The organism is Sphingomonas adhaesiva (assembly GCF_036946305.1).
Classification (GTDB): domain Bacteria; phylum Pseudomonadota; class Alphaproteobacteria; order Sphingomonadales; family Sphingomonadaceae; genus Sphingomonas; species Sphingomonas adhaesiva_B.
In genome coordinates this window covers 79,524-92,337 of record NZ_JAQIJJ010000008.1, presented here as the reverse complement: position 1 = coordinate 92,337, position 12,814 = coordinate 79,524, and the positions used below count along the sequence as shown (strand labels likewise).

General features: G+C 69.6%; 13 protein-coding genes. 2 read left to right on the top strand and 11 right to left on the bottom strand.

Features of this window, described 5'->3' with window-relative positions:
* Positions 1–34: 34 nt before the first annotated feature.
* The 10 genes from qhpC to PGN14_RS13935 form a co-directional block, all read right to left on the bottom strand.
* Entirely contained in the window at positions 35–364 is a 330-nt protein-coding gene (qhpC, locus tag PGN14_RS13980; RefSeq protein ID WP_335300201.1) for a quinohemoprotein amine dehydrogenase subunit gamma, read from the bottom strand.
* Complete coding sequence (peaB, locus tag PGN14_RS13975; RefSeq protein ID WP_335300200.1) at positions 361–1,812, bottom strand: quinohemoprotein amine dehydrogenase maturation protein; 1,452 nt, start codon at positions 1,810–1,812, stop codon at positions 361–363. The genes qhpC and peaB overlap by 4 nt, the downstream gene beginning before the upstream one ends.
* Entirely contained in the window at positions 1,809–3,629 is a 1,821-nt protein-coding gene (peaA, locus tag PGN14_RS13970) for a quinohemoprotein amine dehydrogenase subunit alpha (RefSeq protein WP_335300199.1), read from the bottom strand. The genes peaB and peaA overlap by 4 nt, the downstream gene beginning before the upstream one ends.
* Before the next feature lie 143 nt (positions 3,630–3,772).
* Positions 3,773–4,306: a c-type cytochrome gene (locus PGN14_RS13965; protein ID WP_335300198.1), complete on the bottom strand. Its 534-nt coding sequence runs from the start codon at positions 4,304–4,306 to the stop codon at positions 3,773–3,775.
* A 3-nt stretch (positions 4,307–4,309) separates the two neighbouring features.
* The gene (locus tag PGN14_RS13960; RefSeq protein ID WP_335300196.1) at positions 4,310–4,855 is read right to left on the bottom strand and encodes a methylamine dehydrogenase light chain; all 546 of its coding nucleotides are present in this window, start codon (positions 4,853–4,855) and stop codon (positions 4,310–4,312) included.
* 27 nt (positions 4,856–4,882) lie between these two features.
* Positions 4,883–5,485: a methylamine utilization protein MauD gene (locus PGN14_RS13955; RefSeq protein ID WP_335300195.1), complete on the bottom strand. Its 603-nt coding sequence runs from the start codon at positions 5,483–5,485 to the stop codon at positions 4,883–4,885.
* Positions 5,486–5,492: 7 nt separating this feature from the next.
* On the bottom strand, positions 5,493–6,032 hold the full coding sequence (locus PGN14_RS13950) for a MauE/DoxX family redox-associated membrane protein (protein WP_335300194.1): 540 nt from the start codon (positions 6,030–6,032) through the stop codon (positions 5,493–5,495).
* A 2-nt stretch (positions 6,033–6,034) separates the two neighbouring features.
* Positions 6,035–7,192: an amine dehydrogenase large subunit gene (locus tag PGN14_RS13945; protein WP_335300193.1), complete on the bottom strand. Its 1,158-nt coding sequence runs from the start codon at positions 7,190–7,192 to the stop codon at positions 6,035–6,037.
* 57 nt (positions 7,193–7,249) lie between these two features.
* Positions 7,250–8,395 carry an MFS transporter gene (locus tag PGN14_RS13940; RefSeq protein WP_335300192.1) on the bottom strand — a complete coding sequence of 382 codons (1,146 nt, stop codon included), beginning with the start codon at positions 8,393–8,395 and terminating at the stop codon, positions 7,250–7,252.
* 81 nt (positions 8,396–8,476) lie between these two features.
* Entirely contained in the window at positions 8,477–9,079 is a 603-nt protein-coding gene (locus tag PGN14_RS13935) for a TetR/AcrR family transcriptional regulator (RefSeq protein WP_335300191.1), read from the bottom strand.
* Between the two features lie 193 nt (positions 9,080–9,272).
* Between PGN14_RS13935 and PGN14_RS13930 the strand changes: the two genes are divergently transcribed.
* The gene (locus PGN14_RS13930) at positions 9,273–9,734 is read left to right on the top strand and encodes a (2Fe-2S)-binding protein (protein WP_335300289.1); all 462 of its coding nucleotides are present in this window, start codon (positions 9,273–9,275) and stop codon (positions 9,732–9,734) included.
* The gene (locus tag PGN14_RS13925) at positions 9,731–11,926 is read left to right on the top strand and encodes a xanthine dehydrogenase family protein molybdopterin-binding subunit (protein ID WP_335300189.1); all 2,196 of its coding nucleotides are present in this window, start codon (positions 9,731–9,733) and stop codon (positions 11,924–11,926) included. The genes PGN14_RS13930 and PGN14_RS13925 overlap by 4 nt, the downstream gene beginning before the upstream one ends.
* Before the next feature lie 24 nt (positions 11,927–11,950).
* Here the strand turns inward: PGN14_RS13925 and PGN14_RS13920 are convergent, their stop codons facing one another.
* A complete protein-coding gene (locus tag PGN14_RS13920; RefSeq protein WP_335300188.1) occupies positions 11,951–12,784 on the bottom strand; it encodes an SDR family NAD(P)-dependent oxidoreductase in 834 nt (277 codons plus the stop codon).
* Positions 12,785–12,814 lie beyond the last annotated feature (30 nt).

Below are 12,814 nucleotides of genomic sequence, written 5' to 3'. Positions count from 1 at the left end.
CCTCTTCGAAGGCAGCGGGCGGACGATGCGACGATCACGGGAAAACCAGGTCGAGGCTGCGCCAGTCCTTCGTGGCGACGGCGCAATTGCTGGCCCAGTCGGGCGAGTAATTGACATGGTCCGGCACCTGCACAGGCCAGAAGCAGGTGACGTAGCAATCGTAGATGTCGCGCTCGACCGGCTGGCACAGCCCCGCGGTGCCGCCGCCGGCATCGACCTCCCACCCCGGCGAGAAGGCGAGCGAACAGCCCATCGGCACATGCGGGCGCGGTGCCTGCTGGAGCGCGACGACGTCTTCCGCCAGCATCGCCGCGGCCTCGTCGATCCGCGACGCCTTCTTGTTCAGCGGTCGAAGATGCTTCATGCCAGCGCCTTTCTGTCAGCGAAGCGTTCCAGGAACGCGGGGTTCTTCGCCGCCAGTTCGCCGTAGATGCGCAGGCAGCGGTCGGTCCAATCGCGGATCCAGTCGCAATAATGCAGGTTCGCGTGGCCGGTATCGCCGTAGCGGACGAACGCCTCGTGATGGCACCCCCCGGCGCACAGCGGCCGCGCCCAGCAACTCTGGCAGGCATATTTCGCATCGACGTGGCCGCGCGACAGGAAATCGCCCTGCTTGTCGCGGTCGATCCCGGTCGAGACATGGCCCAGCGTATGCGTGTCCGCATCGGTGAAGCGGTGGCACGGCGACAGGTCGCCCGACGGCCCGACGCCGAGCAGCCCCAGCCCCGCGCCGCAGGGGTGCGACTTGTGGACACCCTGGATCAATTCGCTGATCGTCTCGCTGACGTTCGAGAAGCCGTGCGACCGCCCCTGCAGCGCATGGTCCAGCCATTCGTCGGCAAGCGCGTGGAATTGCGACAGGATGCCGTCCATGTCGCCGGCATCGATCGCATAGGTGCGCGCGTCGCCGCTGGTGACGGGCGCGAAGCCGACTTCGTGGAAGCCCAGATCGTCCTTCAGGTGGCGATAGATGCGCAGGACGTCGGTCACCCCCTGCGTCAGCGTGACGCGCGCGGTGATGGCGCGCGTGCGATGGCCCGCGATCAGCGCGCGCAGCCGCGGTTCGACCACGGCGTAGCTGCCCTTGCCGTTCTTGTAGATGCGATGCTTGTCCTGCAGGTCGGGCGGGCCGTCCATGCTGACCGTCACCCCGATCGCATGATCCGACAGGAAGGCGATGATCTCGGGCGTCAGCAGCGTCGCATTGGTCGTCAGGCTGAACCCGATCCGCTTGCCCGCCGCCGCCGCGCGGTCGGTGGCATAGCCCACCACCTCCTTCAGCAGCGGGAAGTTCATCAACGTCTCGCCACCGAAGAAGGTGATGTGGACGCCCTTGCGATCCGCCGACTGGTCGAGCAGGAAATCGACCGACTCCTTCGCGGTCTCCAGCGACATGTACTTCTTCTTGCCCTGCGGCGTGGCGATCTTGTCGGCGCCGAATTCGTAGCAATAGGTACACGCCAGATTGCACTGGTTGGTGATGTTGAGCACCAGCGCCTGTAGCGGGAAGTCGCGCGGCGGGGTGGACGGTGCCGGCGCATAGGCGGCCTGATCGCTGACGATCACGCCGGCGAACCGCAGCTCGCGTACCAGATCCTCCGCATCGGCCGCCGGCATGCCCCCGCCCGCCAACGCGCCGACGAGGTCGCCATGGCCCATCGCTTCGCGTTCGAGGTGTTCCAGCACGGCCTGCGCCGCCGTATCGAGCTGGAAGATCGCGCCCGCACTGACCAGATAGATGAACCGCGCATCCGCCGCGGCGAAGGAGTGATATTCGCCCGGGCGATAGCGGTGCGATAGCATGACGGTCATTGGGCGACCTCCGGCTGGTCCCAGCGCTGGTACGCGGGCACGCTGACGACGAGATAGGCGCGCGCGGTCAGCGGCTGGCCGAAGCGATCCTTCTCCGATCGCGCGGTCGCCACGACCCAGACATCGCCGTAATTGTTGCGCCCGAAGCGGCGCGCGGGGTTGGGGCCGTCCGCGCCCGGGGTGAACAGCGCGGTCGGGCTCAGCGTGCCGACGAACGCCTTGTCGTCGTCGTTGAGCACCGAGGTGAACTCCTCGACGCGCCAGTCGACATCGACAGGCCCGAGCTTCACGTCGTCGGGCGTATTGGGCTTGCCGTCGGGGCCGTTGGCATAGCCGATCGCCTCGAACTGGCCATAACCCTTCGGATGCGCCTCGCCGCCAAGCCGCGCCAGCCCCGTCTCCGGCACCACCTCGAGGAAATCGATCCGCTGATAGACCGGCAGCGCCTGCGTCAGCACCGCGCCGCGGAGGCCGATGTCGCGGCGCCCGGGAACGGCGTCGGCGGCAACGTCCGCGACGACCACGACATCGTCCGGCCCGGCGCGCTCCACCTTCGTCACCGTGACGCCCTCGCCCAGGTTGACGTCCGCCGCGGTCAGGTCCGCGGGCAGGTTCGCGCCCGCGACATGGACTCTGGCGCCGGTCGTCCCGGCGCGCAGCGCGACCGGCCCGACGGCGGCGATCGCCGGCTCCGCCCCTTCGCGGGTCAGCTTCACGTCGAAGCCGAACTCATGATATTCGCCCCAGAACCAGCGACCTTCGGCGCTCTTCTGATCGGGCGCGAACCACAAGGCCTCGCGCGTGGGCTGGTTGGGATCGTCGACCGCCGTGGCCGCCGCCGGCCCTGTCGACCGGCCGCGCCAGGAATAGCCGCCATAGACCAGCCCCGACCCGCGCCGCGTCAGCGCCGGGCCGCCGGTCAGCGACCGCAGCGTGGTGGTGGTGGCGAACTCCTCCGCGGTCTTGCCCGGCGCGATCGTCATCTCGCCGACGTAATCGCCACGCCCCGGCAAATGCGCGGACACCAGCCATTTGCCCGCCAGATAGGGCGCGCGGATGCGCGGGCGCCAGTTGCCCCATTCCAGCGTGCGCAGCGGCGCCGCCTTCTGGATATAGTCGAGTGCGACCTGACCGTTGGTGACCGCCGGCGTCCCCGGCGGCGTGGGCGGCACGCCCGGCGCGGGATCGATCGCGCGCCGGTATTGCGCTTCCGCCTGCGAATACATCGCCACATGCATGTCCTGCAGCAGCTTCCACTCCACCTTCGACCGCCGCCACGACAGCGGCTGCGCAAAGGCGTGGCAGGCGGCGCACGCCTGGCGCACGCTGTCGTTCGGGATCGCGCTTTCGTCGACGATGCGATGCTCCGGCAGGTACATGACCGGCTTCGCCTCCTCCGGCGCCAAGCCGTGGAAGGTCGCGAGGTAGCGCACGATCGCACGCGACTCGTCGGGCGTGACCTGCAGGCCGTTCAGCCGCACCATGCGCTTGATCGCCTGCGACCAGCCCTCCGGCGTCGTGCGCAGCCAGGAGATGCGCGACAGATTGCCCTTGGCATCGGGGGCATGACAGGTGCCGCACTTCTCCGTGGTCAGCGCATCGGTGACGGGGATGCCCTCCTCGGTTTCGGTGCGTGACGCATCCGCGACCGGGTTGGACGGCGGCGCCGCGTCGCGCGCATTGGCGTGCGCGACGGCGACCAACGTCCCCGCCAGCCCCAGCAGCAGCAGTCGCGGGCGGTGGGATCGCGACGCCGTCATCGCCGGCGACGCGGGCGCCGCCGCGGTGGATCCGTCAATGCGTGGTGGGATGGTCATGCGCGGCCTAGCCCCCTGTGGACGCAGCTGGATTCGGGGTGCCCCGTATCCCCTCGACTCGAGAGACTGGACAAACGTCCTATATTGGTCAAGCGATTTGTGCGGCTGCGAACGGGAGCGTTGCGACGCGGTAAAAATACCTGTCAGCCGGGCTCGCCGGGGTAGAAGCGGCGCAGCGAAACCGGTGCGTGACAGTGCCGGATCGCAGTAGCGACATGCCGCGCACGCTCCTCGCGCAGCGATACCGACGACAGCGCCGCATGCCGGTCCTGCGCCACTTCGGCGGCGGTGAACGGACGTGCCTGCGCTGGCGTGCTGGCGCCACCGAGCCCGAACACGACGAAATTGACCAGGTCGGCGAGCTGCTGATTATCCGTGATGCGGCTGTGCGCGACGTTCGGTAGCCGGACGAGATAGGCGCGCGTGTCGGCGTTGCACATGAAATAGCCGACGCGGTCGCGCAACTCCGGTACCCTGGCGGGCGCGGAACGCCCGTCGGCGCCGTGGCAGCCACCGCAATGCTCGATATAATCGGAGCGCGCGAGCACGGGATCGGTGATCGCCGCAGGCAAGGACGGGCGCGGCGACGTGGCGGCGGCGACGGTGGCGATCGCCATCCCGCCCGACGCCAGTGCGGCGATCCGCCATCCCGCCGCCGCCAGCCACCCGAGCGCCATGGTTCAGCCCGCGGCCCCCACCAGCACGGCGGTGGAGCAATGATATTCCATGCTCGACGTGCCGAAGCACCAGATCACGTCATTGTTGAGTTGCGGCGTGTAGAGCTGCGTTTCGCGATCGGTATTGTCGCACTCGCACTGGCCGCACGTCGGCTTGCCGCAGCAATCGCGGTAGGCGATCAGATAGGCCTTGCCATCGTCCGGGTTGATGCAGGTGCCCACCCACGACACGGGCGAGGGCTCCGCACCCGGCGGGCAGCTGTGGATGCCGCCGCCGCAACAGGTGCACAGCGCGCCGTCGATCGCGCAATAGCGCCAGTAGTCGCACTTCGTCTCGTCCTTCGTCTGCGCGTTGCGCGCGAAGACGGTCTTCGCCTCGGGCGAGCGATCGAGCTTCGACGCCTGCGCGCGGCTGACCGGCAGCAGCGGGAAGGCCGGCGCCGCGACCAGCGCCAGCCCCAGGCGCGACAGGATCCCGCGGCGCGACGTGCGCCCAGCGAAGGTACGAAGGACGGTTTCGCCGATGGCGTCCGCATCAAGAAGCTTCATATGCCCATTCCCCCCGTTCGACGCCGTTCAGGCGGCCTCGACCTTCAGCGTGGCGATATAGTCCTGCACCGACGCGATCCCCATTTCGTGCGCGACGATCAGGCTCTCCAGATGTTCGCGGCTGTTCACCAGCCCCTTGGACAGCACGGTGCCATCCACCGCCAGCAGCACCGCAAACGGCAGCTTGGCGACGCCGAACGCGCGCCCCACCTCGGGGCCGTTGACGAACGGATAGGCCTCGATCCCCTGCTGCGCGATCAGCGCACGCTGCGCCACAGGATCGTCGTCGCCCACGAACGTCAGCGCCACCCGCTCATGCCGCGCGAACGAGCGCGCGGTCGGGATCATCGACTTGCAGAGCGGGCATTGCGCCGACACGAACATCAGCAGCCGCAGCCCCGCGCCCGGCGCGGCGCCGCCCACGACGGTCGCGCCGCCGTCGAGCAATGTCGCGGGCACCGCCGCGGGGCGATCACCCACGCCCACGCCGCCCGCGGTGGTCAGCGCGCCCGCCGGGGCGACGCGGACGTGGAGCACGCCCACCTGTCGCGCCACCGCAAGCAGCGCCACGCCGAGCGCCAGCACCATCAGCCAGGATAGCGCCTGGGACACGATCAATATCGTCATCATGCTCGATTTATCTCCCCATGGCCCGCGACGGCGTCGACGGCAGCGCGGCGATCGCGTTGCCGATCAGATAGCAAAGGAACAGCGCCGCGCCGGTCACCGCGGCAACCAGGATCGCGGCGGCGCCGTGCGGAGCGTCGAGGACGGTCGCAGGCAGCAGCGACGCCGCGAGCGCGACGTTGCGCGCCACCGTCCCCCAGCCGAGCGGCTGGCGCAGCGCCGAGAGTCCGCAGCCGCAATCGATATTTCGGCGCCCACGCCGGATGTTGACCGCCATGGCCGCCGCGAAGGCGAGCAGCAGCGCGATGCCGGCACCGGGTGCCCATGGCCGCAGCCCCGCCACCAGCGCGAGCCCGAGCGCGATCTCCCCCCACGGCAGCGCGCGGGCGACCGGCGCGACGAGCGACGCGGGCAGCAGTCGATAATCGGCCACCACCCCCTCCACCAGCGACCGGTGGCGCAGCTTGACCAATCCCGCCGCGACGAACATCAGCCCGGCGCCGATCGAGGCGGCCAGCGCGGCGATGGCAAGGCCGTCGGCGCCGTCCATCGTCAGTAGGGATTGACGACGGTGATGACGCCGCCGCCGGCATTCTTGATCTCGTGCCGCCGCTCGCCGGTCACGGCGTCGACGACGATCGCGGTCTTCCCCTCGCCATCCAGATAGAGCATCGGCGTGGCGGTCTGGCTGACCTCGATGTTGTTCATCGGCTTGTCGAGCGTGAAGCGTTTCACCACCTTCTGCGTGGCGAGGTCGACGTCCCAAACCTCGGTGCCCGATGCCTTGTGCGACCAATATTCGCCCATGTGCATCAGCACGAACAGGTGGCCGGAGGGGCGGTGCAGCGCCATCGGCTGGCGTCCGCCGGGCAGCCAGTTGACCTCCAGCGGCGTCGTCTCGCCGGGGCGCATCCCGGCCGCGGCCTGGATCGAGAAGGGCGCGGCCACCACCGGCGCTGCCCCCACCGTCGCGGTATAGACGAGCCCGGTATAGGTCAGGAACACCGCCCGCTTCTTCGCCGCATCATAGGCGTAATTGTCGAAGATCGGATCGTCGGTCGCCTTGAAGAACGGCGCGGTGCGCGTGATCGCGGGCTTGCTGCGCGTCATGTCGACCGTGGCGATCGACCCGTCGGAGCACAGGGCGGAGAAGCCCACACCCGGATTGGGCATCAGGCTGGCGCAGCCGGGCAGTTCGACGTTGCGGCGGAACTTCCGCGCGGCCAGGTCGACCACGTTGACCGAGGACGCGGGATCGAGATTGTACACATAGGCCCAGCGGCCGTCGTCGCTGATGACGAAATTGTTCTTGCGCGCGCCGATCAAAATGCGCCCGGGGATCGCGATCTCCGCCTGCAGCTTCATGTCGCGGGCGTCATAGACCGACACCATGTCCTGCCGCGTGCCGCGATCGCGGTGCGACCAGATCGATTCCGCGACGTAATAATATTTGCCGGCGGGATCGATCGCGAAATCGGTCAGACGGCTGGTCTCCACCATCCCCTTCATCTTGCCGCTGCGGCCGTCGAAGATGGACGTGCCGGGCTGATCCCATCCGCCGTCGACGAAGAACCAGTCGGGCTGCGGCGGATCGGCACGCATCGTGTCCGACACCTCCGGCTGCAATTCGGTCTGGGCGGGCGCGGCGCTGGCGGCGATCAACAGGCCGCTGCCGATGGCCGCAGACGCGATGGCGCGAAACATCCTCATTGGTCGACTGTCCCCCCTGCCGATACGAATCAAGTTTGGACATGTGTCCAGATTTCGTCAAGCGGCCGATCGCGTTTTTTCGGGATAGCGCGACAAGGATGGAGCGCCCGCCCCCACGAGCAGCGCGCCGCACCCGCAGGCCAGCGACGCGAGCGCGCCGCCGGCCAGCCCGGAAACGCCGGCCAGCGCGGTAAGTCCGGCACCCGCCAGCGGCCCGGCGATCATGCCCAGCGGATGGGTACAAGCGACGAAGCGGCGGAAGACGGCATCGTCGCTGGCCGCGGCGGCGGCGCCCGAACAGCGGATGATGATCGCGGTCGAACCGATGTTCAGCAGCACGATCGCGCCCACGAACAGGGTACGATCGCCGAGCGGGGTAAGCACCAGCGGCGCGAGGAGACACGCGCTCGCGGCCAGCCCGGTCAGCGGCAGCGGCCACCGCCGCCGCTCGCGCATCATCGCCAGCGCAGTCGCGGCGCCCGTGATCGATCCGATCGCGACCGCGACGCCGATCGCACCCGCGTCGAAGCCATGGTCGGTCGCCAGCGCACCAGCCGAACTCCACACCATCATCGTCGCGCAGATGAAGGCGAAGGTGGCGAGGGCGAGCGCCCAGGCGATGGGTGATGTCGCGCGCGCAACACCGCGCGGGGCCTCTTCCCGGACGACCGACGGCGCACCCGCGACCAGCAGTGCCACGACCAGCGGCACCAGCGCGAGCGCGAGCAGCGTCGCGCGCGCGCCGGCGGCGTGCGACAGCGTCGGCAGCGCGAGCGCGGTCACTGTCGACAGCAGCAATTGCGACAGGAACACGGTGGCATAGGACCGCGTCGGGTGCGTCGCCGCTGCCGCGCCCATCGCCTCGGTATAGACGATCCCCATCGCCACGCCGAACGTCGCGCGGATCGCCAGCATTGCGGCAAGATCGCGCGCGACCCCGGTCGCGATGGCCGCCACGATCGCCACCAGCGCGGCGAACAGGCTTGCACGCCGCGGCAGGAACGGCCGGCGCCGCCACACCAGCAAGGCGCCGATCGCCATCCCGCCCTGCGTGGCGCCGACGATCCAGCCATGCGTCTGCGCCGGCAGTCCGCCGGCCTGCGACAACAGCGTCAGGAACACGGGATCGATGCCGGGCTGCAGGCATGCCAGCGCGGCAACGACGATCGCGCGCCACGGCGCACGCGCGGAAGATGGCTCCATTCAAGACCTCACAACGACCCGCGCCTTGCGACGCCCGCCGTTCAGATCATCCCCCGATACGCCCCACGATGATGGCCGCCGTCAGTTCGCGACCGGCGGCAGACCCGCAATGTCGCGCGACGTGACCGTCCTGGCAAGATCGACCAGCCATTTCGCCGCCAGCGCGGTGATCGCGGGCATCTTGTGCGCCCAGGGCTTCTCATAGCCCAGGAACGGCGTCGTCCCCTCCATCGACGCGCTGATGTACAGCGACACGGTATGGACCTCGTCGGGGGAAAGCGCCGGGTTCACCAGCGCCACGTATTCGCCGATATAATCGTGCACGCGCTGGTAGAACAGGCGCACGCGATCGGCGACGAAGTCGTTATGGTTGGCGAGCGCCCACAATTCCGAGAACAGCCGCGTCGTGCGCTTGCCGCGGATATCGTCCAGGCAGAGCACGATCAGCAGCCGCAGCTGCTCCTCCGCGGGGACGGAGGGGATGCGCACCATCTCCGCCAGCACGCGCGAGTAATTCTCGATCAGATCGTCGAGCAGCGTCTGGACCAGCAGCTCCTTGCGCGGGAAATGATAGCTGACGTTGCCGACCCGCATGTCGCAGCGCGCGGCGATGCGACGGATCGTGAAAGCGACCGCGCCTTCGTCGATCAACAATTCCAGCGCGGCTTTCAGGATGGCGTCCACCGTCTCGGCACCGCGTGCGTAGATGCCGGGTCGCGTAGGAGCGGTGACGCAATTCATACGATACTCAGTGGCTTATCGAAGCACGGCTTAACGCCGTAGAACCCGCCCCGGGCAATGGCAAGAGCGCAGCCGCTTGACGAAAACTGGATAGATGTCCAACATTCGGACGGTGGCGGTGACCGGGGGGACACGGATGGCGACGACGATCACGGTGAACGGCACGTCCCGCAGCGTGGATGCCGATCCCGACAAGCCGTTGTTGTGGGTGCTGCGCGAGGATCTGCGGCTGCCGGGCACGAAGTTCGGCTGCGGCGCGGGACTGTGCGGCGCGTGTACCGTCCTCGTCGATGGCGAGGCGATCCGGTCGTGCCAGACGCCGGTCGGCACGATCGCGGGGCGGACGGTCACGACGATCGAACATGTCGCGACGCTGCCCGCCGGTGCGCGCGTCGCCGCGGCCTGGATCGCGCTGGACGTGCCGCAATGCGGATATTGCCAGGCCGGGCAGATCATGTCCGCTACCGCACTGCTGTCGCAGACGCCGCATCCCTCGCCCGCGGAGGTCGAATCGGCGATGTCGGGCAATATCTGCCGGTGCTCGACCTATCTGCGGATCCGCGCCGCGATCGCGCAGGCGGCGGGGGCGGCGGCATGACCGCGCGCGCGGCCATCGATCGCCGCAGCTTTCTCGCGGTGTCGGTGCTGGCGGGTGCCGGGCTGGCGTTCGACGCGCGCATTCCGCTGCTGGCGCAGGGCGCGGCGGGTGCGGTGGCGATCAACGTCTTCGTCCGGATCGCGGCCGACAACACGGTGACGATCGGCGCCAAGAACCCGGAGATCGGCCAGGGCGTCCGCACGATGCTGCCGATGCTGATCGCGGAGGAGATGGACCTCGACTGGACGCAGGTGCGGATCGAGCAAACGCTGGCGAACGACGCGCTCTATGGTCCGCAAGTGGCGGGCGGCAGCCGCGCGACGCCGGTCAACTGGCTGCCGATGCGCCAGGTCGGCGCGGCGGCGCGGCAGATGATCCTGACCGCTGCGGCCGCGGAATGGCGCGTCGATGCCGCGACGCTGTCGACCGATCGCGGTCATGTGGTCGACGCATCGGGCGCACGCCGCATGCCCTATGCCGCCTTCGCCGCGCGCGCCGCGGGGCTGCCCGCGCCCGATCCGACGACGGCACCGCTGAAGGCGGCGGAGCGCTTCCGCATCATCGGCACGCCGGTCCGCGGCGTCGACACGCCGGCGATCGTGCGCGGGCAGCCGCTGTTCGGCATCGACACCGATGTCCCGGACATGCTCCACGCCGCGATCCTGATCAGCCCGGTGTTCGGTGCGACGATCGCCAGCCTCGACGACCGCGCGACCCGCGCCGTGAAGGGGGTGGCCGCGGTCGTCCCGCTCAACAGCGGGCTGGTCGGCGAGGGACGGACGGATGCGGTCGCGGTGGTCGCGGACAGCTGGTGGACCGCCAGCCAGGCGCGCCGCACGCTGGCGGTCACCTGGTCCTCACCGCCGGCGGGCGATCACGACACCGCCGCCTATGACCGCGCGGCCACGACCCTGATGGAGCGCGAGCCGCAGCACGACCTGTATCGCAGCGGCGACGCGGCGGCGGCGATGCGCGGCGCGCACCGCCTCGTCACCGCGCGCTACGACTATCCCTTCCTCGCGCATGCCACGCTGGAGCCGCAGAATTGCACCGCGCTGTTCCGCGACGGGCAGCTTGAGCTATGGGCGCCCAGTCAGTCGCCCGCCGCCGGGCGCAAGCTGACCGCTAAGGCACTGGGGATCGATCCGCAGGCGATCACGATCCACATGACGCGAATCGGCGGGGGGTTCGGCCGTCGTCTGATGAACGACTATATGGTGCAGGCGGCGTCGATCGCGAAGGCGGTGCCGGGACGCCCCGTCAAACTGCTGTACGATCGCGCCGATGATATCCGGCACGACTTCTACCGGCCGGCGGGGTGGCATCGGCTGACCGCCGGACTGGACGCGGCGGGCGCGATCGTCGCGATCCGCGATCATTTCGTCAGCTTCGGCACTGCCGGCGAGCCTGCGATCGCCGCGGAGATGAGCCCGCTGGAATTCCCCGCGCAGCTCGTCCCCGCGGTGCATTACGGCGCATCCTATCTCGCCACCACCGTTCCCACCGGCTGGCTGCGCGCGCCGACCAGCAATGCGATGGCGTTCGTCTTTCAGGGGTTCCTCGACGAGGTGGCGGAGGCGGCCGGGCTCGACCTGCCCGAACTGCTGCGCCGGACGCTGGGCGCGGCGCGCACGCTGCCGCCGCCGGCACGTGGCGCCGCCTTCGACACGGGACGCGCGCGCGCCGTGATCGAGGCGGTCTGCACCCGCGCCGGATGGCGTCCGGCGCGCGGCCACGGCCTGCCGCGCGGCGGCGGCCGGGGCCAAGGGTTCGGCTTCTACTTCAGCCACGCCGGCTATTTCGCCGAGGTCGTCGACGTCACGGTCGGCGACGGCGGCGTGGTGCGGGTCGACAAGGTATGGGTCGCGGGCGACGTCGGCCAGCATGTCATCAACCCGCTGAACGCGGTCCATCAGGTGCAGGGCGCGGTGATCGAGGGGATCGCGCAGGCGATCCTGGGCCAGACGATCGAGGTGCGCGGCGGCGCGGTGGTGCAGGAGAGTTTCGCCGACTTCCCGCTGCTGCGGATCGACGGCGCGCCGGCGGCGATCGACGTGGTCTTCGTGCCGTCCGCCGCGCCGCCGACGGGGCTGGGCGAGCCGGCGCTGCCGCCCGTCATCCCCGCGCTCGCCAACGCCGTCCATGACGCGACGGGCAAGCGGTTGCGCAGCCTGCCGCTGCGCCTCGCCTAGCGATCGGTCGGACGCGGTGGGGCGTCAGAAGATGGTGTAGCCGCCGTCGATGACGAAACTGTCGCCGGTGTGGAAACGCGAGGCATCGGACGCCAGATAGACCGCGATCCCGCCGAAATCCTCCGGCTCGCCCCAGCGTCGCAGCGGCACCCGGCCGATCACCTTGTCCTCGAACCGCTTCTGGTTCTGCAGCCGCGCGGTCATGTCGGTCGTGATCCATCCCGGCAGCACCGCATTGGCGCGGACGCCCCAGCGCGCATATTCGACCGCGATGCCGCGGATCATCGGCAGCACCGCACCCTTGGCGGCGGCATAGGCCTGGTTGCGGGGCGCGCCGTGCAGCGCGCTGGTCGACGAGGTGACCAGCAGCGATCCGCCGGCATCGCCGCGCTCGGCGCGTTCCCGCATGTGGCGCGCGGCGGCGCGCAACGTCCAGAACACGCCGTCCAAATTGACCGCCAGCACGCGCCTCCACGTCTCGGTCGGCATCGCGTCGAAGCTGGGCGCGGCCAGCCCCATGCCCGCGTTCGCGGCGACGAAGTCCAGCCGTCCGGCGTCGCGCACGGCGGCGGCGATCCCCGCCTCGACCGCCTGTTCGTCGGCGACATCGACCCGCTCGACGGTCACGCGCGTGCCGTGGCGCTGCAATCGCTCCAGCGCGGCGGCGTTCTTGTCGGGCTTGTTGCCCCAGATGATGATATCGGCGCCCGCCGCGGCCAGCGCCTCGGCCATGCCCAGCCCGATCCCGCCGTTGCCTCCGGTTACCAGAGCCACCTTGCCGGTGAGATCGAACGGGGCATAGGGCATGGTCAACGCACTCCGGTACAGCTGCTCGCGGCGATCGAACGTGCCAGCCATCGCCGGCCCGTTCAAGCCACGCGTCACTGC